Annotated in this window: 20 protein-coding genes; 2 read left to right on the forward strand and 18 right to left on the reverse strand. The window is 60.3% G+C overall.

Annotated features, from left to right (window positions below; all coding sequences use genetic code 11):
• From BFP99_RS00855 to BFP99_RS00940, 18 genes are all read right to left on the reverse strand, one after another.
• A complete protein-coding gene (locus tag BFP99_RS00855) occupies positions 1–804 on the reverse strand; it encodes an ABC transporter ATP-binding protein (RefSeq protein WP_065937854.1) in 804 nt (267 codons plus the stop codon).
• Complete coding sequence (locus BFP99_RS00860) at positions 801–1,949, reverse strand: ABC transporter permease (protein ID WP_027608014.1); 1,149 nt, start codon at positions 1,947–1,949, stop codon at positions 801–803. The genes BFP99_RS00855 and BFP99_RS00860 overlap by 4 nt, the downstream gene beginning before the upstream one ends.
• A 54-nt stretch (positions 1,950–2,003) precedes the next feature.
• Positions 2,004–3,035 (reverse strand): DUF5924 family protein, encoded by a 1,032-nt coding sequence (locus tag BFP99_RS00865; protein WP_065946472.1) that lies wholly within the window; start codon positions 3,033–3,035, stop codon positions 2,004–2,006.
• Positions 3,036–3,107: 72 nt separating this feature from the next.
• Positions 3,108–4,490, reverse strand: a complete 1,383-nt coding sequence (locus BFP99_RS00870) for a M16 family metallopeptidase (RefSeq protein ID WP_065946473.1) — start codon at positions 4,488–4,490, stop codon at positions 3,108–3,110.
• 57 nt (positions 4,491–4,547) lie between these two features.
• Positions 4,548–6,206 (reverse strand): Na/Pi cotransporter family protein, encoded by a 1,659-nt coding sequence (locus BFP99_RS00875; RefSeq protein WP_065926872.1) that lies wholly within the window; start codon positions 6,204–6,206, stop codon positions 4,548–4,550.
• Positions 6,207–6,418: 212 nt separating this feature from the next.
• Positions 6,419–7,186, reverse strand: coding sequence for a TerC family protein (locus tag BFP99_RS00880; RefSeq protein ID WP_027608010.1), 768 nt, complete (start codon positions 7,184–7,186; stop codon positions 6,419–6,421).
• Between the two features lie 68 nt (positions 7,187–7,254).
• Positions 7,255–8,562: a CitMHS family transporter gene (locus BFP99_RS00885; RefSeq protein ID WP_003170826.1), complete on the reverse strand. Its 1,308-nt coding sequence runs from the start codon at positions 8,560–8,562 to the stop codon at positions 7,255–7,257.
• A gap of 313 nt (positions 8,563–8,875) precedes the next feature.
• A complete protein-coding gene (locus tag BFP99_RS00890; protein WP_065926873.1) occupies positions 8,876–10,837 on the reverse strand; it encodes a DUF7844 domain-containing protein in 1,962 nt (653 codons plus the stop codon).
• Entirely contained in the window at positions 10,834–11,154 is a 321-nt protein-coding gene (locus tag BFP99_RS00895) for a DUF2388 domain-containing protein (RefSeq protein WP_027608008.1), read from the reverse strand. Before BFP99_RS00895 ends, BFP99_RS00890 begins: the two co-directional genes overlap by 4 nt.
• A gap of 26 nt (positions 11,155–11,180) precedes the next feature.
• The gene (locus tag BFP99_RS00900; RefSeq protein WP_065926888.1) at positions 11,181–11,489 is read right to left on the reverse strand and encodes a DUF2388 domain-containing protein; all 309 of its coding nucleotides are present in this window, start codon (positions 11,487–11,489) and stop codon (positions 11,181–11,183) included.
• Between the two features lie 103 nt (positions 11,490–11,592).
• On the reverse strand, positions 11,593–11,913 hold the full coding sequence (locus tag BFP99_RS00905) for a DUF2388 domain-containing protein (RefSeq protein ID WP_027608006.1): 321 nt from the start codon (positions 11,911–11,913) through the stop codon (positions 11,593–11,595).
• A 136-nt stretch (positions 11,914–12,049) separates the two neighbouring features.
• Positions 12,050–12,235, reverse strand: coding sequence for a DUF1127 domain-containing protein (locus tag BFP99_RS00910; RefSeq protein WP_027608005.1), 186 nt, complete (start codon positions 12,233–12,235; stop codon positions 12,050–12,052).
• 259 nt (positions 12,236–12,494) lie between these two features.
• A complete protein-coding gene (locus BFP99_RS00915; protein ID WP_003187413.1) occupies positions 12,495–12,710 on the reverse strand; it encodes a DUF1127 domain-containing protein in 216 nt (71 codons plus the stop codon).
• Between the two features lie 318 nt (positions 12,711–13,028).
• Positions 13,029–14,522: an acetyl-CoA hydrolase/transferase family protein gene (locus tag BFP99_RS00920; protein WP_065946474.1), complete on the reverse strand. Its 1,494-nt coding sequence runs from the start codon at positions 14,520–14,522 to the stop codon at positions 13,029–13,031.
• Between the two features lie 179 nt (positions 14,523–14,701).
• Complete coding sequence (locus tag BFP99_RS00925; protein WP_027608003.1) at positions 14,702–16,138, reverse strand: NAD(P)(+) transhydrogenase (Re/Si-specific) subunit beta; 1,437 nt, start codon at positions 16,136–16,138, stop codon at positions 14,702–14,704.
• Positions 16,138–16,458: an NAD(P) transhydrogenase subunit alpha gene (locus tag BFP99_RS00930; protein ID WP_003187417.1), complete on the reverse strand. Its 321-nt coding sequence runs from the start codon at positions 16,456–16,458 to the stop codon at positions 16,138–16,140. Before BFP99_RS00930 ends, BFP99_RS00925 begins: the two co-directional genes overlap by 1 nt.
• Positions 16,459–16,473: 15 nt before the next feature.
• Positions 16,474–17,595 carry a Re/Si-specific NAD(P)(+) transhydrogenase subunit alpha gene (locus tag BFP99_RS00935; RefSeq protein WP_065946475.1) on the reverse strand — a complete coding sequence of 374 codons (1,122 nt, stop codon included), beginning with the start codon at positions 17,593–17,595 and terminating at the stop codon, positions 16,474–16,476.
• A gap of 452 nt (positions 17,596–18,047) precedes the next feature.
• Positions 18,048–18,947 (reverse strand): LysR family transcriptional regulator, encoded by a 900-nt coding sequence (locus BFP99_RS00940; RefSeq protein ID WP_065926876.1) that lies wholly within the window; start codon positions 18,945–18,947, stop codon positions 18,048–18,050.
• Between the two features lie 158 nt (positions 18,948–19,105).
• Here BFP99_RS00940 and BFP99_RS00945 point away from each other — a divergent pair, with 158 nt between their 5' ends.
• On the forward strand, positions 19,106–20,287 hold the full coding sequence (locus BFP99_RS00945; protein WP_065946476.1) for an acyl-CoA dehydrogenase: 1,182 nt from the start codon (positions 19,106–19,108) through the stop codon (positions 20,285–20,287).
• A gap of 12 nt (positions 20,288–20,299) precedes the next feature.
• On the forward strand, positions 20,300–21,520 hold the full coding sequence (locus BFP99_RS00950; RefSeq protein ID WP_065926878.1) for a CaiB/BaiF CoA transferase family protein: 1,221 nt from the start codon (positions 20,300–20,302) through the stop codon (positions 21,518–21,520).
• Positions 21,521–21,711 lie beyond the last annotated feature (191 nt).

The following is a 21,711-nucleotide window of genomic DNA, read 5'->3' on the forward strand; positions in this document are numbered from 1 at the left end:
TCATACCTCGTTGAGCGGTTGAGCGGCATCCAATGCCGCGCGGCCACGGGGGCCGTGGAAATATTCGTGAATCCAGGCGTCGTCCGTTTCCGAGACGATATCGATGGCATCGGCCACCAGCACCTTCTTCTGCGCCAGCACCGCCACACGGTCGGTGATGGTGTAGAGCGTGTCCAGGTCATGGGTGACCAGGAACACGCTCAGGCCCAGCGCATCACGCAGGGTCAGGATCAGTTGGTCGAATTGCGCCGCACCAATCGGGTCGAGGCCGGCGGTGGGTTCGTCGAGGAACAGGATGTCCGGGTCCAGTGCCAGGGCGCGTGCCAGGGCCGCGCGCTTGATCATGCCGCCGGACAGCGAAGCGGGGTATTTGTCGGCCGCCGACAGCGGCAGTCCGGCCAAGGCCAGCTTGACCGCAGCCAGGTGCTCGGCATCACGGCGGCTGAGCCCGGCATGTTCGATCAGCGGCAGCGCGACGTTCTCGGTCACCGTCAGCGAGGAGAACAGCGCGCCCTTCTGGAACAGTACGCCAAAGCGCCGTTCCACCAGCGAGCGTTCATGTTCCGGCAGGCTCGGCAGGTTCTTACCGAACACCCGCACTTCGCCTTCACTGGGCCGGCGCAGGCCGACGATGCTGCGTAGCAGCACTGATTTACCGCTGCCGGATCCGCCGACCACCGCAAGGATTTCGCCCTTGTACAGATCCAGGTCGAGATGCTCGTGCACGCGTTGGCTGCCAAAGCGATTGCACAGGCCACGCACTTCAATCACCGCCTCGGTGGGCGCACGGTGCAGACGACTCACCAGCCCATCTCCATGAAGAACAACGCAGCCACCGCATCCAGCACGATCACCACAAAGATCGATTGCACCACGCTGGAGGTGGTGTGGGCGCCGACCGATTCGGCGCTGCCGCTGACCTTGAAGCCTTCCAGGCAGCCGATGGCGGCGATCAGGAAGGCGAAGAACGGGGCTTTTACCATGCCCACCAGGAAGTGCTGCACGCCAATGTCCGATTGCAGCAGCGAGAGGAACATCGCCGGCGAGATGTCCAGGGCCACGGCGCAGACCACGCCGCCGCCGACGATCCCCGCCAGCATCGCCATGAACGTCAGCATCGGCAGTGCCACCAGCAACGCCAGCACGCGCGGCAATACCAGCAACTCCATCGGGTCCAGGCCCAGGGTGCGGATGGCGTCGATTTCTTCATTGGCCTTCATCGAGCCGATTTGCGCGGTAAAGGCGCTGGCGGTGCGACCGGCAATCAGGATGGCCGTGAGCAATACGCCGAATTCCCGTAGGAAAGAGAACGCCACCAGGTCCACGGTAAAGATCGTTGCGCCAAAGCTCTTGAGCACTGTAGCGCCGAGGAACGCCACGACGGCACCGACCAGAAAGGTCAGCAACGCGACGATGGGCGCGGCGTCGAGGCCGACCTGTTCAAGATGGGCGACCATCGGCGTCAGGCGCCAGCGCTTGGGCCGGAAAATGCCCCGGGCAAAGGTTTCGAGGATCAGGCCGATAAAGCCCAGCAGTTGCTTGCTGTCTTGCCAGACCTTGTCCACGGCCGCGCCGATACGCGCCAGCACCTGAATGCCAGTGGCTTCTTCCGGCGCTTTGTCCGGCACGCAAAAATCGTTGAGGGAGCGGTAGACGGTCTTGAGCAGCGCGCGGTCGGCTGCGGACAGGCTGCAGTCGGTCTGCTCGGCGGATTGTTCGATACGGGTGGGCCCCAGCAGCTCCACCAGCAGCGAGGCGCCGGCGGTATCCAGGGCGCCGAGGCCATTGAGATCGATGCGCGCACCAGCATCGTATTGGCCGTCGAGCTTGTCCGACAGCTTCTTCAGGTTTGCGTAGTGGGCAAGCGTCCAGTCCCCTGTAATCCGCAGTAACGGGGGAGCGGTGGACGTATCGAGGTGGGCTGTGCCGGCCGTAGTACTACTGGTCATAAGCTCCGAGCTTGTCTGGCTATCCACAATTCCTACGTAATAGCACGATCCTGCCTACTTTGGGTTGTCGGTTTGTGCTGTGTCCGTCACTTTAAAACGCAGCACGCCGATCACCTGGCCGTCCTCCGTCAACACTTGGACTTGCCAGCGCCCTACCGCTTCGGGCGGGAAGTTCTGCTTGTGGGTCCAGGCGCGGTAGCCCTCCTTGCGTCCGCCGTGGATGTCCAGGGCGATGCGGTCGACCTCTTTGCCGTTGAATTTCCACACGTGGTAGATGCGCTCATCCAGCCCGCGCGGCGCGTTGATTGCGGTGTAGGCATAGAGCCCGCCGCTGCGCAGTTGGGCGGCGCTGACTTCCTTGAGGTCGTCACCCGGCGTGCGGTCTTGCAGTTGGGTGCTGATCGCCACTTCGGTCATCCACAAGGTGGCCGGCGGTACCCAACTGCGCAGGAACCAGCCCGCGCAACCAATGGCGGCCGTTACCCCCAGCAGCATCGCCCAGCCCTTGAGGCTGCGCAGCGGCAGGCTCACCGCCAGGCTTGGAATCGACAAGGCCATGGCGACGCCGAGGGCGAGTTTGTAACTTTCGGCGGTGGTCAGGTGCAGGATGATCGGCAGCGCAGTGAGCAGCGCGGCGAACAGGGTCAGGGTGTGCAACGCGAGGAACAACGAACGCTTGGGCGCCAGCCATTTGTAGTACAGCGGGTCGACGATCGAAACCAGCGCAGCCGCGCCGAGCAGGCCGGTGAACACCGATTGGCCGCTGTTCCAGGCGGTGGTGACGAAAAAGAACGGCAGCACGAAGAACAGACTTTCCTGGTGAATCATCTGGGTCGCGTAGCGCAGCAGGGGTTCGGGTATTTCGCGCTTGAAGACTTTGGTGAACAGCTGGGTAAAGCTGTTTTCCAGCATCAGCCACAGCCAGCTCACCAGCATGATCACCGCGATCCAACTGGCCATGCCCTGCTGGCGATCCACCAGGATGAAGCTGCATACACCCGAGATAAAACCGCCGAGTGCAATCACCCCTGGGTAGCGCTTCATCAGTTCGAGGACGCGGGTGATTAAGCGGGTCAGGTTTTGCATTCGGCGGTTCGCAGTCTTTGTAGGAAAAAATCCCAGACAGAATAACGTCTTAGGCCAGGGTTCGGTGCCTCATTACGCGATCCGTTTGCGATAACGGCGCACGCCGATCAACGCAATGGCGATCAGCCCGAGGACGCCGGCGCCGATCCAGTTGAGCATGTCGTAGCTCAGCAGTGGTTTCTCGATGCGCCAGTAACCCGGTTGCTTGAGCAACTCGCGCATGGCCTGGCTGGTCTGCTCCAGGCTCACGGCCTTGATGCGTTTGACCGGGTCGCTGAAGTGGCCGTTGTCGTAATCGCCCGAGGCGCTCCAATAATAGTCGGCCAGCGCGCTGTTGCCCTGCACGGCCCAGGCCTGGCGGGCGATGGCGGCCTGTTTGAGGCGGGCAAATACCGTTGGGTCAAGGCCGTCCTTGAGCAGTTGCGCCTTGAGGTCTTGCAGCACCTGCTCGGCTTCGGGGAGGTGGTCCCGCTCGAGGTCGGCATTCAGGCTGAGGAAGCCAACGCCGCCGAGCACTTCGCGCTCGCTCCAGGGGCCGTAGGACAACCCATGCTTGAGGCGCAGTTGGCGGTACAGCGCCCAGTCCAGGTAATCCTTGAGCAGGTCGTAGGTTTCATCATGCTGGTCGTCCAGCACCGGCTCGGGGAACAGCCAGTGCAGTTTGGCACTGTCACCCACCCAGCCGTGGATCAGGTCGCGGTGGCTGGCGGCGGCGTGCTGGATCTGCGGCAGCGCCGGGTGCTCGCTGGGTTCGATCGGGTCGAGTTGACCGTAGGTGCGCTCCAGGTAGGCCGGCAGCAGTTTGTCGAGGTCGCCGACGATGATCAGGGTCATGTTGTTGGGGGCGTACCAATTTTTGCGCAGCGTCTCCAGTTGGTCGCGGGTCAGGTGATCGACCTCGGCACGTTCGGCGCATTTGAGCCCCAGCTCGATGGCCAGTTGATTGCTGGCGGTGTGACCCAGGTCCTGGCGGTCGAGCAGGCGTTGCAGGTGGGAGTAATGACCGCCGTCTTCGCGCTCGACGACCTGTTTGGCCGCGTTGATATTGGCGTCGGTCAACTGGGTGCGGGTGATGATCGCCAGCAGCAGGTCGAGCACCTTGCGCTGGTTTTGCGCGGGTGCCTCGATCACAAAGGTCGTATCGGCGTTGCTGGTGTAGGCGTTCCACTCGCCACCCAGGGCTTGCATGCGGTCTTCCAGCTCGCCTTCGCCGCCGCCGTCGATACCGCTGAACAGCAAGTGCTCGAGCAGGTGCGGCAGTTCCTTGTCTTCGCAACCGAAGTCGTCCAGGCCGACGCCGACCACCAGGCGAATCGCCACATGGCCGCGCTCGGTGCCCGGTTTAAGCAGCAATTGCAGGCCGTTGGGCAAGGTGTAGCCCTCAACCTGCAAGCGGTCAAAGGCAAGGACGTGGGCAGAACCCATGAGCAGGCAAGCGAACAACAGGCGACGCATAACAAGCTTCCTGGCGAGTGAGGTCAGCTTTAACTGACTTCACGGGCCATCGTACGTTCAGGGCGAATGTGTGATGTCGGCAATATCTTCGGCGGAGAGTGCGCCGGTGTCGGACGTTTCCAAGACTACATAAGCACTGCTGCAAAACAACGAGTTCAAGCGTTTCATGTCGGCAATCAGCTCCAGGTGCAGGGAACTGGTCTCCAGGCTCTGCACGATCTTGCGTTGCAGGCGACTGACGTGGGCGTGGGCCAGGCGGCGTTCCTGGGCGCGAAAGCGGCGCTTTTCGCGCAGCAGTTGGCGGGCGCTTTCCGGGTCGGCACTGAGGAACACCGACAAGCCCAGGCGCAGGTTGGCGATCAATTGGCTGTGCAGGCCGGTGAGTTCTTCCAGGCCCACTTCGGAAAACTGGCGGCGTTGGGAGGTTTTCTGCTGCTGGACTTTACGCAGCATGCGTTCGATCAGGTCGCCGGCCAGTTTCAGGTTGATCGACAGCTCGATGATTTCGGCCCAGCGCCGACTGTCTTGCTCGCTGAGGTCTTCGCGGGGCATTTGCGCCAGGTAGAGTTTGATCGCGCTGTAGAGTGCCTCGACATCATCGCTGAGGCTGCGTATTTCCTGGGTAATGGCTGTCTGTTTGCCGCGCAGCACTTCCTGCATGGCGGTGAGCATGTTGTCGATCAGATCACCCAGGCGCAGGGTTTCGCGCGCGGCGTTGGCCAGGGCCAGGCTCGGTGTGGTCAGGGCCGTGGGGTCCAGGTGGCGCGGTTTGGCCTTGCCGTTGACCTCGTCCCGCTCCGGCAGCAACCAGGCGCACAGCCTGGCCATGGGGCCGATAGTGGGCAGCAGGATCAGGCAACGGCTGACGTTGTAGAGCAGGTGGAAGGTGATGACCATGCCTTGGGCGCTGTAGTCCAGGCCGTCCATCCACAGCACCAGCGGGTCGAGCACCGGGATAATCAGCAGCAGGCCGATCAGTTTGTACAGCAGGCTGCCCAAGGCGACCTGGCGACCGGCGGCGTTCTGCATGCTGGTGCTGAGAAAGGCCAGCACGCCACTGCCGATGTTGGCGCCGATTACCAGGCCGATGGCCACGTGCAAGCCGATCACCCCGGCGCCGGCCAGGGTGGCGGTCAGCAGGACAGCGGCGAGGCTGGAGTAGGAAATCATCGCGAACAGGGCGCCGACCAGGGCATCGAGCAAAATATCGCCGGTCAGCGAGGCGAACAGCACTTTCACGCCCTGGGCGTGGGTAATCGGCCCGGCGGCTTCGACGATTAACTGCAGCGCGAGGATGATCAGCCCGAGGCCGATCCCGACCCGGCCCAACTGCCCGGCCCGCGTCTGTTTGCGCGACAGGAAGAAAATCACCCCGAGAAAGATCAGCAGCGGCGACAGCCAGGACAGGTCGAAGGTCAGCACCCGCGCCATCAGCGCGGTACCGACGTCGGCGCCGAGCATGGTCGCCAGGGCGGGCACCAGCCCCATCAGGCCCTGGCCGACAAAGGAGGTCACCAGCATTGCCGTGGCGTTGCTGCTCTGCACCATGGCAGTCACCAGGATGCCGGCGACAAATGCCAGCCAGCGCTTGGACATGTTCTGCCCGATGACTTGACGCAGGTTGGAACCGTAGACCCGCAGAATGCCGGTACGGACGATGTGCGTGCCCCAGATAAGCAGGGTCACGGCGGAAAGCAGATTGAGCAAGGTCAGCATGCTCGGCCCCCCGTGTGGGTGTGCGCCATTTGGCGCAAATGAGAATTGCCGCGTGCCGTTCTACGTCTTGTAGTTAAGCTGTAGTTGGCGAATGGGCTCGGCGCCAGCATCGCATAGCTAAAGTGGGGATTGAAACAAAACTGTCATGAAATCAGCTTTTTATGCATGAAAAAAAGGGGCTTATAAAAGCCCCTTTTTTGTCTGGCTCGGGTTTATTGACCCGGAATATCCTTGCGCAGTTTCACAGGGTCCTGCTGTTTCTTCTTTTTCGCGATGGCGGTGCGCATCTTGATGTTCACTGCTTCCACCGCCAGCGAGAATGCCATGGCGAAGTAGACGTAGCCTTTTGGCACGTGCACGTCGAAGGATTCGGCGATCAGTACGGTACCCACCACCAGCAGGAACGACAGCGCCAGCATCTTCAGCGACGGGTGCTTGTCGATGAAGTCGCTGATGGTGCCGGCGGCCAGCATCATCACCAATACGGCAACAATGATCGCGGCAACCATGACCGGCACATGGGAGACCATGCCCACGGCGGTGATCACCGAGTCCAGGGAGAAGACGATGTCGATGATCGCGATCTGGATGATGGTGTAGATGAACTTGCCACCGGCGCCCTTGGGTTCGTCGTGGGTTTCGTCTTCACCTTCCAGGGCGTGGTACATCTCCTGGGAGCTTTTCCACAGCAGGAACAGGCCACCGAAGAACAGGATCAGGTCGCGGCCGGAAATGCCTTGGCCGAAGACCACGAACAGGTCGTCGGTCAGGCGCATGACCCAGGTGATCGACAGCAGCAACAGGATTCGCGTGACCATGGCCAATGCCAGGCCGAAGATCCGGGTGCGTGCCTGCATATGCTTGGGCATGCGGCTGACCAGGATCGAAATCATGATGATGTTATCGATGCCCAGGACGATCTCGAGGGCCGTCAGGGTGAAGAAGGCAATCCAGATTTCCGGATTGGTCAGCCATTCCATGTGTATTCCTTTGAGCAAGTGTTAAACCGCGCAAGCTGCAGCGCCGCGCGGTGAGTGAGTCGGTACGATTATAGAGTGCTGAACAGCGGAAAAATCCCCATCAGCAATGCGGCGAACATTATGCACAGGCATACCAGTACTGCCCACTTCAGGGTGAAGCGCTGGTGATCGCCAAATTCGATACCGGCCAGGGCCACCAACAGGTAGGTCGACGGTACCAGCGGGCTGAGCAAGTGCACGGGCTGGCCAACGATCGAGGCGCGGGCCATTTCCACTGCGGTGATGCCGTAATGGCTGGCGGCTTCGGCGAGTACTGGCAGTACGCCATAGTAGAACGCATCGTTGGACATGAAGAAGGTGAACGGCATGCTCACCAGTGCGGTGATCACCGCCAGGTAAGGGCCCATGGCTTCCGGAATGACGGCCAGCAGGCTCTTGGACATGGCATCGACCATGCCGGTGCCCGACAGGATGCCGGTGAAGATCCCTGCGGCGAAGATCAACCCGACCACCGCCAATACGCTGCCGGCGTGGGCGGCGACGCGGTCTTTCTGCTGTTGCAGGCACGGGTAGTTGACGATCATCGCGATACTGAATGCCACCATGAACAGCACCGGCAGCGGCAACAGGCCGGCGATCAGGGTGCACATCAGGGCCAGGGTCAGGGCACCGTTGAACCAGATCAGCTTCGGACGACGGGCGTCCGGGTATTGCGACACGCTGATCTCGCTGTGGTCGATCTCGTCGCCTTGCAGGTGCAGTTCACCCAGGCGCGCCCGTTCGCGCTTGCCGTACATGTAGGCAATCACCAGGATCGCCACCACACCGGCGGCCATCGCCGGGATCATCGGTACGAAAATATCCGAGGGGTCCACGTGCAGCGCACTGGCGGCGCGGGCGGTCGGGCCGCCCCAGGGGGTCATGTTCATCACGCCACCGGCGAGGATGATCAGGCCGGCCATGATCCGCGGGCTCATGCCGATGCGCTGGTACAGCGGCAGCATGGCGGCCACGCAAATCATGTAGGTGGTGGCGCCGTCACCGTCGAGGGACACCACCAGGGCCAGCACGGCGGTGCCGACCGACACCTTCAGCGGGTCGCCCTTGACCATCTTGAGGATCTTGCGCACAGCCGGGTCGAACAGGCCGGAGTCGATCATCAGGGCAAAATAGAGGATGGCGAACATCAGCATCACGCCGGTGGGCGCGAGCTTGGTAATGCCTTCGAGCATCATCGGGCCGATCTTCGGTGCGAAACCGCCGAACAGCGCGAACAGGATAGGCACGATGATCAGGGCGATCAGCGCAGACAGGCGCTTGGTCATGATCAGGAACATGAACGTGATGACCATGGCAAAGCCAAGGAAAGTCAGCATAGGAATACTCCAGGCGTAGCGCGGCTAGGGAATGGCGAACCGGGGTGGGGTCAGCGCAGAACGAAGGGCACGAGGCGTACGGGTGGAGTTGGGGCGAACAGGCGGGTACGGACGGACATCGGGGATCACCATTGTTGTTGTGTACAGCCGGTCTGTTGCCGGCAGTTGGGGGCGATCCTAGACGCGTTAGCTTTCAGCCAGCTTTCGTTGGCAAAACAGTTGGTGGTGGGAAGATGTACGGTCTTCAGGTGTACACATTTCAAATGTGGGAGGGGGCTTGCTCCCACATTGGAATGTGTTTATCCCGTGTACTTCAGGGCAGCTCGAGGCCGCCCGCTGCTTTGTGCAGTTTGCGCAGGTGTTCACCCACCTGCTTGAGGTTGGCTTCACACGCAGCAATTTCGGCCGCGCGGGACGGATCCAGCAGCGCCCTCACCTCTTTATCCAGCTCGCCGGTGAGCGATTGCAGCTGCTTCTGGCGCTCGGCGCTTTCCGATTCCAGGCGCTTGGCTTCCGATGGTTGCGGCAGGCCATAGCCACCGCTGCCCAGCAGTTCTGCGGGACGGCTGAGGAAGCCACTGTTGGCGAGGATCTGCTGCAGTGTGGCGTTGGCTTTCTCCATGCCGCCGTTTTTCAGCTCGCGTGCACCGAGGTAGCGTTGCTTGACTTCGTCCTGGGCCAGCATCAGCTGTTTGCGAAAGCTCGCCTGTTCCAGCAGCAGCAGTGCGGCGCTGGTGCGCAGGTCGGCCTGGTCGAACCACTGGCGGCGCTCTTCGGCGCTGAGGGACAGCCAGTCTTCAACCTGGGTCTGTTTGATCGGCAGGTGTTTGCGCAGCACGTCGAACATGGCCTGGTAGCGTTCTCGGAAGGAGTCGAAGTGATACCCCAGGCGCATGGCCTCGCGTTTGTCGTTGAGTACGCTGGTATCCGCCAGGCCACGGGCTTGCAGCACTTCCAGCAGGCCATTAGGCGTGATGTTGTCCAGGCCGGTCAGCTGGGGGTTGGCGCTGCCGCTGCGCAGCAGTTTCAGGCTTTCGACCGCGCAATTGTTGGACAGGAAGTAATAGTTGCCGTCATAGCTCCAGTGCATTTCAGCGGCGTGCTCGACGGTGTCGTTGATCTCCTGGCGCGACAGTTTCAGCGGCACGGACGCCAGGCCGCGCAGTTCGGTCTTGGTGTATTCGTCGATCACCTGGGCCAGCGGCAACACGAACAGCCGTGACGGGTACTTGCCCACCAGGCCGTCCCAGCTGGACAGCTGTACATCGCCGACGAAGGCGCGGTAGGACAGCACCAGGTGCTGGTCCAGGTCGAGCCGGCAGTCCGGCCCACGGGGGCGGCCCGGCGCGCAGATCACCAGGCGCAACATACTGTGGCCCCAGCGGCTGACCAGGTTCTGGTTGGCTTCGGCCAGCAGGTAGTCGATTTCGTAGACCCGCTCCGGGTCGACGTGGCCCAGGGGTGTCTTGGCGAAATCGTTGCCGGCGTTGAGGAACGCGTAGGTCTTGGCGCAGGTGTCTTGTTCCGGTGGGGCCCAGCCGAAGTGTTCCTTGTAATAGCGGAACAGCGCGGGGCGCCGGCAGGCATAGCTTGGGTCGAGAAGGAAGTACTCCATATTGACCGCTACGAATTCCAGCGGGCTGGTGGTTTCGTAGATATCCGGGCTGCGCGCGACCTGACGGTTGTGTTGTTCGCGCTCACCGCGACGGCCGACATATTGCGGCCAGCCCGCCAGGTCCAGCAGGCGCGGGTCATCGCTGAGGGTGAAGCGTCGGTCATTCTGGCCACGGCATTGATCGGGCAGGCCGATCAGGCCGGTGATGTTGTTCTGGCGGCTGCAACGCTGGATCAGCGCGCGTTCGTCCTTGGGCCACAGGCGCGCACGGTCATAGATGTGGGTCAGTTCATGCAGCACGGTGGCGAGCATTTCCCGGCGCACGGTGCCGTGGGGGCGATTGGTTTTTTGCGTGGCGGCGCTGCCGTCGGTCAGGCTGTCGAGCAGGTTGCGGTTGAGGTCCAACTCGGACACCAGGGAGGCCTGGCCGTAGGCATTTTCGGGCATCTTGTCGGTCCAGCCGACATCGATGCGCCGGTCCAACTGCTCGACGAAGCGCGGTGGCAGCGAGCGCATCGCCTCGTCGAGCAATGCCTGGCTGGCCTGCTGTTCGGTCGGGCTCAAGCCATCTGTCTTGAGCCGCAGTTGCAGGCTGGCCTGGGCTGCGCTGGCACACAGCAGCACAGTCCCGGCCAGGAGCCAGGCGACAAGGCGCCTCACAGAGCGAGGATAGCTTCGGCGAGGGTCTGGTCGCTGGCATCGCGCGCTTCCGGCAGGCGGGTGCGCAGGGTGTCGAAGGCGGCTTCCAACTGTGCGCCGCGGATCTCGCCGTTGGTGGCGACGAAACTGGCCGCGTCATCGTGGGCTTCGCGCACGACTTTGGAGTCGCGGATGGAGGTGGTGGTGTCCGAAGTGAAATCAATGGTGCGGCCAGAGGCGCGAACAATGATGTTACTGGTGGCCACCAGGGTATGTGCCTGGGCAACGTCGGCCAACAACAGCAGGCCAAGGGTGGCGGCGATCAGCGGGCTACGCATGGAATGACTCCGAAATACAAAGATGATTATTGGACGAGAATTGCCTGCGCCAGTTCAAGGTCGCTGGCGTTAAGTTTTGGTTGGGTACGGCGCAGGTAATCCAGCGCGGATTCCAGCCGTGCACCCCGCCATTGGCCGTCAGTGGCGATAAACGCAGCGGCATCAGCCTGGGCAGCCACGACTACTTTCCGGTCGAAAGGCGCGGAGCTCACCTTGCTGGTGGCGTACGCACTCGCGACGGTACCTTGGATGGTCAGGTCAAAGGCCGAAGCCAATGGCGACCAGCTGGCACACAAACACACAGGGACTATTAGCAGGCGGTATGAAAAAGCCATGGGACTCGACAACTGAAAGCGAGCGCCAAGGCTAGCGTAATGCCCGAGCGAGAGCCAGTGCGTCGGCATCGGGGAGCGACGGGCGCTCCCTTTGTCAGCCCACTCAAATAGCCAGGATGGCTTGGGCCAGTTGTGCGTCAGTCGCGGTGTTCAGTTGCGGCGCTTGTTGGCGGATCTGGGCCAGGGCGCTTTCCAGCTTCACCCCACGAATGGCGCCTTCGCTTGCGACGAAGCTGGCTGCGTCGTCACGAGCGGCGCGCACGACCTTGTTATCCCGCAGTGACGAAGTGGCATCGGAGGTGGCGTCGGAAGTAGCCTTCAGTGCGCCGACGATGGAGTCGGTGGTCACGATGAAGCTGGATGCGCTGGCGTTGGTGGCCAGGGCCAGCAGGGCAGCAGCACTCAGCAGGCGAATACGGGACATGGGGTGACTCCTGTAGGTGAACGAATAAGGTGGCGCAGGGCAGCCATTGGGGATCAGACGCCTGTTCTAAACGGTTCGCCACGTTGTGCATGGATATTAAGCCGCTGTTTATCCGTTCGGAAAGCTTCTTGACTGCCTAGTCTCGCCAGAACGGCTTGGACAGCTCGGCCATTCGGTCTCCCGGGCTGATGCCGACATCGGAGAGTTCTCGAAGATCGAGTTGCGCCAGTTGGCGGCGTTCGTAGGCGTGGCGGAGCCATTTGGCCAGCGTGGAAGCTGTCCTGTGTAACAGCCGTTTATAGAGAGAGGGTTGGGTGTCCATGGTGAGCGCCTTCCGTGAGGTCCTGGAACACCATGGTGGGCGAGTTGCGTTGACCGTTACAGATACACCAATGCTTAATTGTACTGCTTAACTGTTATATTTTTTGAACTGTACTGGTTGAGATGAATGGCTACTGTTTGGCCTGGAACAAGGCTGGCCCCGAAACAACAAAGCCCGCCTCCGGTCTCCCGGGGCGGGCTTTGTTTTGACAAATCAGTGCTGGCTGTGGACCCGGTGGGTCAGGGCCAGCGGGCGTCAATTAACGCCAGAACGGCTTGCTCAGCTCTTCGTAGCGTTGAGCTTCGCTGATACCGGCATCAGCCAGCAGACGCGAATCCAGACGAGCCAGTTGATGGCGGCTGGAGATGCGGCGCTGCCACAACATCAGGTTGGCGAGAACGCGCAAAGGCAGGGAAGCCTGGGTGTTTACAGCTTTTTCTTCGAAGAACAGTTCGGAACTGAGTGTACGTTCCATGATGACATCCTTCCGCTTGTGGCGGGATTAGGTAGTGGTTTAACTGATGCCAATGATCCTCTTCCGGCGCAAGACTCTCTAGATACAGTTCACCTGTATTGTGAGGGGCCAGTTAACTGTTTATAGGCGCTGTACTGTACGGAAATGGGGCAACTGTACCTGTCCGCACTGAAATAGTGCGAAATAGGCATTTTATGATGTGGGTGTGGGAATTTTCGGTAGGAAATGACCGGTACAGCAGTACAGTTTTTTCAAGAATCGAGGGTTGTGGCATCGAGCTGACGAAACTGTGTTTGCGTCAGCTCGAATCTGTATCAATCAAGCCTTGAGCATATGCCCGGTTTCTTCCAGGTTAATGTGCCAACTCAGTGCTTCGCGCAGGATGTGTGGCGTGTGTCCGCCGATGGCGCAGGCTGTGTTGAAGTAACTGTTCAGCGCATCGCGGTATGCCGGATGCACACAGTTGTCGATGATCACCCGGGCCCGCTCCCGCGGCGCCAGGCCCCGCAAGTCGGCGAGGCCTATTTCGGTGACCAGGATATCGACGTCATGCTCAGTGTGGTCCACATGGCTGACCATCGGCACCACGCTGGAAATCGCGCCGCCCTTGGCAATCGACTTGGTGACGAAGATCGCCAGGTGCGCGTTGCGCGCAAAGTCGCCGGAACCGCCGATGCCGTTCATCATCCGCGTACCGCAGATGTGGGTGGAGTTGACGTTGCCGTAGATGTCGAACTCCAGCGCCGTGTTGATGCCGATAATGCCCAGGCGCCGCACTACTTCAGGGTGATTGGAAATTTCCTGCGGGCGCAGCACCAGCTTGTCTTTGTAGTGCTCCAGGTTGCCGAACACGTCGGCATTGCGCCGCTCCGACAGGGTGATCGAGCTGCCCGAGGCAAAGCTCAGTTTGCCGGCGTCGATCAGGTCGAACGTCGAGTCCTGCAACACTTCCGAATACATGGTCAGGTCTTCGAACGGCGAATCGATCAGGCCGCACATCACTGCGTTGGCAATGTTGCCGATCCCGGCCTGCAGCGGGCCAAGCTTGTTGGTCATGCGCCCGGCGTCCACTTCCTGCTTGAGGAAGTTGATCAGGTGGTTGGCGATGCCCTGGGTGTCGCTGTCGGGTGGTGTCACGGTGGAGGCTGAGTCGGCCTGATTGGTGATCACGATGGCGACGATCTTCTCCGGCGTGATCGGGATCGCGGTGCTGCCGATGCGGTCGTCGACCTTTACCAGCGGGATCGGCGTACGGGTTGGCCGGTAGGTCGGGATATAGATGTCGTGCAGCCCTTCCAGATTCGGGTTGTGTGCCAGGTTGATCTCGACGATCACTTGCTTGGCGAAAATCGCGAAGCTGGCGGAGTTACCCACGGACGTGGTGGGCACGATATGGCCTTGTTCGGTGATCGCAACGGCCTCGATGACGGCAATGTCCGGCAGCTTGAGCTGGTTGTTGCGCAGTTGCTCGACGGTTTCCGACAGGTGCTGATCGATAAACATCACTTCGCCGGCGTTGATCGCCTTGCGCAACGTGCTATCGACCTGGAACGGCATGCGTCGGGACAGCACGCCGGCTTCGGTCAATTGCTTGTCCAGGTCGTTACCCAGGCTGGCGCCGGTCATCAGGGTGATTTTCAGCGGGGACGTCTTGGCGCGTTCGGCCAGGGCGTGGGGGACGGCCTTGGCTTCACCGGCACGGGTGAAGCCGCTCATGCCGACGGTCATGCCGTCCTCGATCAGTGCGGCGGCGTCTGCCGCGCTCATGACCTTGTTCAACAACGAAGGCAAGCGGATACGATCACGGTACATGAATTGTTATCTCAGGCTACGGAAGCAAGGTGGGCAGTGTAGTGATTTCAAAAAGTTTCGGCCCGCTACCATGGTCGAATGCGGGGCAGCGATTTAGAGCCTTTGGTCGGGTTTCATGGGGTAATAAAAAACCCCAGCCTACTGGAGGCCAGGGTTTCGGGTATTGCTCTGGCGCAGTGTTACTCGACGGCCTTGACCATATCTTCGATGACCTTCTTGGCATCACCGAAGACCATCATGGTCTTGTCCAGGTAGAACAGTTCGTTATCCAGCCCGGCGTAACCACTGGCCATCGAACGCTTGTTGACGATGATGGTCTTGGCCTTGAACGCCTCCAGGATCGGCATGCCGGCAATCGGCGAGTTGGGGTCGTTCTTGGCGGCCGGGTTGACCACGTCGTTCGCGCCCAGCACCAGCACCACGTCAGCCTGGCCGAATTCGGAGTTGATATCCTCCATCTCGAACACCTGGTCGTAAGGCACTTCCGCCTCGGCCAGCAGGACGTTCATATGCCCAGGCATACGGCCGGCCACCGGGTGGATCGCGTATTTCACGGTCACGCCACGGTGCGTCAGCTTTTCGGTCAGTTCCTTCAGGGCATGCTGTGCCCGTGCCACTGCCAGGCCATAGCCTGGAACGATGATCACGGTGTCGGCGTTGGTCAGCAGGAAGGTGGCGTCGTCGGCCGAACCGGACTTCACCGGGCGTGCTTCTTTAGAACCCGCTGCAGCACCGGCATCCGGCGCATTGCCGAAACCGCCGAGCAGTACATTAAAGAAGGAGCGGTTCATCGCCTTGCACATGATGTACGACAGGATCGCACCGCTTGAACCCACCAGCGAACCGGCAATGATCAGCATCGAGTTGTTCAGCGAGAAGCCGATGCCCGCCGCGGCCCAGCCGGAGTAGCTGTTGAGCATCGACACAACAACCGGCATATCGGCGCCGCCAATCGGGATGATGATCAGCACGCCGAGCACGAACGCCAATGCCAGCATCAGCGCAAAGGCGGTGAGGTTGCCGGTGAACATGAACGCCAGCCCCAGGCCCAGTGTTGCAAGGCCGAGCACCAGGTTGATCTTGTGCTGGCCGCCAAACTGTACCGGTGCGCCTTGGAACAGGCGGAACTTGTACTTGCCCGACAGCTTGCCGAACGCGATCACCGAACCGGAGAAGGTAATCGCCCCGATGGCCGCGCCGAGGAACAGCTCCAGGCGGTTGCCCGCCGGGATCGCATCGCCCAGGTGTTTGACGATGCCCAGGGACTGCGGCTCGACCACGGCGGCAATCGCGATAAACACCGCGGCCAGGCCGATCATGCTGTGCATGAAGGCGACCAGTTCGGGCATCTTGGTCATTTCTACGCGCTTGGCCATGATCGAGCCGGCGGTGCCGCCGACCAGCAGGCCGACGATCACGTAGCCGATACCGGCGGTGGCCAGCTCAGCGCCGAGCTTATAGATGAGGCCTACGGTCGTGAGTACCGCCAGCGCCATGCCGAGCATGCCGAACAGATTGCCGCGTCGCGACGTAGTGGGATGCGACAGGCCTTTGAGGGCCTGGATAAAGCAGATCGACGCGATCAGGTACAGCGTCGTCACCAGATTCATGCTCATTACTTCGGCGCCTCTTCTTTTACTTTCGGGGCTTTCTTCTTGAACATCTCCAGCATCCTGCGAGTTACCAGGAAACCGCCGAACACGTTCACGGCCGCGAGGGCCACAGCCAGGGTGCCCATGGTCTTGCCCAGTGGCGTAACGGTCAGCGCTGCAGCGAGCATGGCGCCGACAATCACAATCGCTGAAATGGCGTTCGTCACTGCCATCAGCGGTGTGTGCAGTGCGGGCGTTACGTTCCAGACCACGTGGTAACCGACATAAATCGCCAGCACAAAGATGATCAGGTTGTAGATACCGGGGGAGATAAGCTCTTCCATCGTCTGAATCCCTGCTTAGGCGTTTTTGCGGATGACTTGGCCGTCGCGGCACATGAGGCACGCGGCGACGATGTCGTCTTCGAGGTTGATTTCAAATTGCCCTTCCTTGTTGAAGACCAGCTTCAGGAAGTCCAGCAGGTTGCGCGCATACAAGGCCGACGCATCGGCGGCGACGGCGCCGGCGAGGTTGGTCGGGCCGCAGATGATTACGCCGTTCTCCACCACCACCTGGTCGGCGACGGTCAGCGGGCAATTGCCGCCCTGGGCGGCAGCGAGGTCGATGACCACCGAGCCGGGCTTCATCTGCGCGACGGTGTCGGCGCTGAGCAGCGTCGGCGCCTTGCGGCCGGGGATCAGGGCGGTGGTGATGACGATGTCGGCCTGCTTGGCGCGTTCGTGCACGGCCAGGGCCTGGCGTTGCATCCAGCTGCTGGGCATCGGGCGCGCGTAGCCGCCGACACCGACGGCGCATTCACGTTCTTCGTCGGTTTCGTAGGGGACGTCGACGAACTTGGCGCCAAGGGATTCGATCTGCTCTTTTACCGCAGGACGCACGTCGGATGCTTCGATCACCGCGCCCAGGCGTTTCGCCGTGGCGATGGCTTGAAGGCCTGCAACACCGGCGCCGAGGATCAGCACGCGCGCGGCTTTGACCGTACCGGCGGCGGTCATGAGCATCGGCATGAAGCGCGGGTAATGATGGGCGGCCAGCAACACGGCTTTATAGCCGGCGATGTTGGCCTGGGAAGACAGCACGTCGAGGCTCTGGGCCCGCGAGGTACGTGGCGCAGCTTCCAGCGCAAAGGCAGTGATGCCTTGCTCGGCCAGCTTGGCAATGGTTTCGTTGCTGAACGGATTGAGCATGCCCACCAACGCGGTGCCGCTTTTGATCAGCGCCAGTTCGCTGTCGCTGGGGGCGACCACCTTGATAATCAGCTCGGCGCCAAACGCATCGCCGGCACTGCCAATGGTCGCGCCTGCCGCTTCATAGGCACTGTCGACGATGCTGGCCTTGAGGCCTGCGCCGCTTTGAACAGTGACCTTATGGCCCTGGCCGATCAGCTTCTTGATGGTTTCCGGGGTGGCAGCCACCCGCGTTTCACCGGTCTGGGTTTCGAGAGGAACACCAATGTGCACGTCAAATCTCCTGCATGATCTTTTTGCTTTTGATCTTTTTGTAAAAAGGCCAGTGCACCGCGAGTGGCGCAGCTGGGGCGGCCGATCAGCACGATCCCGCTGAAATGACAGCGGGGCGCGGCATTTTGCAGGCGAACTTTACGGCCTTCAAGGGATTATGACGGGTGACGAAAAATTAACTACAAGTCACCCTGTGACTGATTGTCGCAACGGTCTGAAATAACCTCTTTAAATACAGGTGTTTAAAGGGCTTCAGCTGATTCGTGTGTTTTTTTCCATCGTTGATGTGAATAGTCGGGCATTGGCTGATAGGAGTCGCTACAAGCCACGAAAATCATGGCTTTAAGCCTTGTTTCAGGCTGACAGGTACAGTCTGCTTAAATGCGACATATACGTACATCTGTAGGCTTGTGATTTAGCTGACTACAAAGTCAGTATGTGAGGCTTGTCCTTTAAATGCTGGGGCTGTAGCGCTGCGATTGGTCTATCAACCAGTCTCTGAACGCATGCAGTGAGGCGGATTCGACTTTTCTGTCAGGAATCATCAGGTAATAAGCCTTCGAACTGGTCAGCGCCTGCGGGCTTGCGATCACCAGTCGATGCTCATCCAGTTCTCGCTGGATAAGGAATGGCGGGATCAGTGCAATACCCATGTCATGCATGGCGGCTTGAGACAACATCGAGAATAGCTCGTAACGTGGGCCTGTCATGTCGCGGGGCACGTTCAGTTGCTGGGCGTTGAACCATTGGCGCCAGGCGTAAGGGCGGGTGGTCTGCTGCAGCAATGGCAGTTCTGCAATCTCCTGGGGGGTGAATCGCTCAAGTTCGCCCAATAGTCGCGGGCTGCACACGGGGACAGGATTTTCTCCCATGAGCCTGTGGGATTCGGTACCGGACCAATCTGCGTCGCCGAAGTAAATTGCTGCGTCGAATTCCGTATCCGCAAATAGAAAAGGACGCGTGCGGTTAGTCAGGTTTACCGTCACTTCTGGATGCTCTCGTTGAAAGTCCTTGAGGCGAGGGATCAACCATTGCGTACCAAACGTGGGTACTACGGCCAGCTCAATGGTGTTTGCGCCTTGCTGCCCCATGACGGACAGGGTATCGCGCTCCACGGCGTCCAGCTGGGTGGCCACGCGACGGCTGTATGAAAGTCCCGCCTCCGTCAGCTTTACCCCGCGCCGTGAGCGCCGAAACAGCTCGACACTTAAAAACTCTTCCAGGCTGGCGATCTGTCGGCAAATGGCGCCTTGGGTGATGGAAAGCTCATGCGCCGCCTTGGTAAAGCTCTCGTGGCGGGCTGCCGCTTCAAAACTGACAAGGGCGGTGGTGCTGGGAATTTTTCTGCGCATATACCTTGTCCTCACATAAAAAGTGCAGCTGCGCCGCTTGTAGGCGTTACGGAGTGATAAATTATCACAAGCCTATGCTAAAACCTCGTTTGCTCTCCCTGCCTGCCCGGCCTAGGCTCCATGCACGACTTCTGATTTTTCTTTGCGAGGACTTATTCATGGCTGGCAAGGCAAGCTTCAACTGGATCGATCCACTGCTGCTGGATCAACAGCTCACCGAAGAGGAGCGCATGGTGCGCGACAGTGCTGAGCAATTCGCCCAGGACAAGCTGGCGCCGCGTGTGCTCGAAGCCTTTCGCCATGAAAAGACCGACCCGGCGATTTTCCGTGAAATGGGTGAGACCGGTTTGCTGGGGGCGATGATTCCTGAGCAGTACGGGGGCAGTGGTTTGAGTTACGTCAGCTACGGCCTGATTGCGCGTGAGGTTGAGCGCGTCGACTCCGGTTATCGCTCGATGATGAGTGTGCAGTCGTCACTGGTGATGGTGCCTATCAATGAGTTCGGCACCGAAGCGCAAAAGCAGAAGTACTTGCCGAAATTGGCCTCTGGCGAATGGATTGGTTGTTTTGGTTTGACCGAGCCTGACCACGGCTCCGATCCTGGCGCGATGATCACTCGTGCGCGCAAAGTGGATGGCGGCTACAGCCTTACCGGCGCAAAAATGTGGATCACCAATAGCCCGATTGCGGACGTGTTTGTGGTGTGGGCCAAGGACGACGCTGGCGATATTCGTGGGTTTGTTCTGGAGAAAGGCTGGAAAGGCCTGAGTGCGCCGGCGATTCACGGCAAGGTCGGCCTGCGCGCCTCCATCACCGGTGAGATCGTGATGGATAACGTGTTTGTGCCGGAAGAGAACATTTTCCCGGATGTGCGCGGCTTGAAGGGCCCTTTTACCTGCCTCAACTCGGCGCGTTATGGCATCTCCTGGGGGGCTTTGGGTGCTGCCGAGTTCTGTTGGCACACCGCACGCCAGTACACTCTGGATCGCCATCAGTTCGGCCGTCCATTGGCAGCAACTCAATTGATTCAGAAGAAGCTGGCCGATATGCAGACCGAAATCACCCTGGCGCTGCAAGGCTGCCTGCGCCTGGGGCGTATGAAGGAAGAGGGAACGGCTGCGGTTGAAATCACATCGATCATGAAGCGCAACTCATGCGGCAAGTCCCTGGACATCGCGCGTATGGCGCGGGACATGTTGGGTGGCAACGGTATCTCCGACGAGTTCGGGGTGGCGCGTCATCTGGTGAATCTTGAGGTGGTTAACACCTATGAGGGTACCCATGACGTGCACGCCCTGATTCTGGGGCGCGCGCAAACCGGTATTCAGGCGTTCTATTAATAGGAGAACGGCATGGGCGCGCTTTCGCATCTGCGGGTATTGGATTTATCGCGAGTGTTGGCAGGCCCCTGGTCCGGGCAGATCCTTGCGGACCTTGGGGCTGAGGTGATCAAGGTCGAGCGACCTGGTAGCGGTGACGATACGCGCGCCTGGGGGCCGCCCTTCCTTAAAGACGCTGATGGCGAGAACACGAGTGAGGCGGCGTACTACTTGTCGGCTAATCGCAACAAAGAGTCGGTGACGATCGACTTCACGCGGCCGGAGGGACAGCGGCTGGTGCGAGATCTGGCTGCCAAGTCCGACATCTTGATCGAGAACTTCAAGGTGGGTGGCCTGGCGGCGTATGGGCTGGACTACGATTCGCTCAAGAAGGTGAATCCGGAGTTGATCTACTGCTCGATCACTGGCTTCGGTCAGACGGGGCCGTATGCCGCTCGCGCGGGGTATGACTTCATGATCCAGGGGTTGGGTGGGCTGATGAGTCTTACCGGTCGGCCGGAAGGCGATGAGGGGGCCGGGCCGGTGAAGGTGGGGGTGGCGTTGACTGACATTCTCACTGGGCTCTACTCGACGGTGGCGATCCTTGCTGCGCTGGCGCATCGGGATCATGACGGTGGTGGGCAGCATATCGATATGGCATTGCTTGATGTGCAGGTGGCTTGTCTGGCTAACCAGGCGATGAACTACCTGGCCACGGGAGCGGCGCCAAAACGACTGGGTAATGCTCATCCGAATATCGTGCCTTATCAGGATTTTCCTACGGCCGATGGCGATTTCATACTGACCGTGGGTAATGACGGGCAATTTCGCAAGTTCGCCGAAGTGGCTGGGCAGCCGCAGTGGGCGGATGATCCGCGGTTCTCTACTAATAAGGTGCGGGTAGCCAACCGCGCTGAGCTGATTCCATTGATTCGCCAGGTTACGGTCTTCAAGACTACGGCTGAGTGGGTGTCACAACTGGAGCGGGTTGGTGTGCCTTGTGGGCCGATCAATGACCTAGCCCAGGTGTTTGCCGATCCTCAGGTAAAGGCACGAGGGCTGGCGATACAGCTGCCGCATGCGTTGGCGGGGATGGTGCCGCTGGTGGCCAGTCCGATTCGGTTATCCAAGACGCCTGTGGAGTACCGTACTGCGCCTCCTTTGTTGGGGCAGCATACGGCTCAGGTGCTGCAGGATGTGTTGGGGTTGGGCTCGGCGAATGTGAAGGCTTTAAAAGAAGCGGGAGTTATCTAGGGGCGCTCTTCTATATAGAGGGCGTTTTGGTGGTTTTTTAATCAACTTCGGCAAATTGATAGGAAAACTAAATTAAGTGTTGACGGCAGATCCTGGGAGTCTATAATTCGCCCCACTTCCGGCGCAGTCGAAACGCAAAACTCCTTGGTAAACAAAGAGTTATGCAGAATAAGGCAGCGGATTGCTTCAGT

The sequence above is a fragment of the Pseudomonas sp. 1 R 17 genome (assembly GCF_900067035.1).
GTDB classification, from domain to species: domain Bacteria; phylum Pseudomonadota; class Gammaproteobacteria; order Pseudomonadales; family Pseudomonadaceae; genus Aquipseudomonas; species Aquipseudomonas marginalis.

What these genes read in the sequence shown, in the direction of transcription:
- BFP99_RS00910 (WP_027608005.1), bottom strand. Translation starts at nt 12,235, where the DNA reads ATGGACACCCAACCCTCTCTCTATAAACGGCTGTTACACAGGACAGCT.
- BFP99_RS00880 (WP_027608010.1), bottom strand. Translation starts at nt 7,186, where the DNA reads ATGGAATGGCTGACCAATCCGGAAATCTGGATTGCCTTCTTCACCCTG.
- BFP99_RS00925 (WP_027608003.1), bottom strand. Translation starts at nt 16,138, where the DNA reads ATGAGCATGAATCTGGTGACGACGCTGTACCTGATCGCGTCGATCTGC.
- BFP99_RS00940 (WP_065926876.1), bottom strand. Translation starts at nt 18,947, where the DNA reads ATGCGCAGAAAAATTCCCAGCACCACCGCCCTTGTCAGTTTTGAAGCG.
- BFP99_RS00870 (WP_065946473.1), bottom strand. Translation starts at nt 4,490, where the DNA reads ATGCGTCGCCTGTTGTTCGCTTGCCTGCTCATGGGTTCTGCCCACGTC.
- BFP99_RS00885 (WP_003170826.1), bottom strand. Translation starts at nt 8,562, where the DNA reads ATGCTGACTTTCCTTGGCTTTGCCATGGTCATCACGTTCATGTTCCTG.
- BFP99_RS00915 (WP_003187413.1), bottom strand. Translation starts at nt 12,710, where the DNA reads ATGGAACGTACACTCAGTTCCGAACTGTTCTTCGAAGAAAAAGCTGTA.
- BFP99_RS00900 (WP_065926888.1), bottom strand. Translation starts at nt 11,489, where the DNA reads ATGGCTTTTTCATACCGCCTGCTAATAGTCCCTGTGTGTTTGTGTGCC.
- BFP99_RS00930 (WP_003187417.1), bottom strand. Translation starts at nt 16,458, where the DNA reads ATGGAAGAGCTTATCTCCCCCGGTATCTACAACCTGATCATCTTTGTG.
- BFP99_RS00905 (WP_027608006.1), bottom strand. Translation starts at nt 11,913, where the DNA reads ATGTCCCGTATTCGCCTGCTGAGTGCTGCTGCCCTGCTGGCCCTGGCC.
- BFP99_RS00920 (WP_065946474.1), bottom strand. Translation starts at nt 14,522, where the DNA reads ATGTACCGTGATCGTATCCGCTTGCCTTCGTTGTTGAACAAGGTCATG.
- BFP99_RS00950 (WP_065926878.1), top strand. Translation starts at nt 20,300, where the DNA reads ATGGGCGCGCTTTCGCATCTGCGGGTATTGGATTTATCGCGAGTGTTG.
- BFP99_RS00895 (WP_027608008.1), bottom strand. Translation starts at nt 11,154, where the DNA reads ATGCGTAGCCCGCTGATCGCCGCCACCCTTGGCCTGCTGTTGTTGGCC.
- BFP99_RS00865 (WP_065946472.1), bottom strand. Translation starts at nt 3,035, where the DNA reads ATGCAAAACCTGACCCGCTTAATCACCCGCGTCCTCGAACTGATGAAG.
- BFP99_RS00875 (WP_065926872.1), bottom strand. Translation starts at nt 6,206, where the DNA reads ATGCTGACCTTGCTCAATCTGCTTTCCGCCGTGACCCTGCTTATCTGG.
- BFP99_RS00945 (WP_065946476.1), top strand. Translation starts at nt 19,106, where the DNA reads ATGGCTGGCAAGGCAAGCTTCAACTGGATCGATCCACTGCTGCTGGAT.
- BFP99_RS00860 (WP_027608014.1), bottom strand. Translation starts at nt 1,949, where the DNA reads ATGACCAGTAGTACTACGGCCGGCACAGCCCACCTCGATACGTCCACC.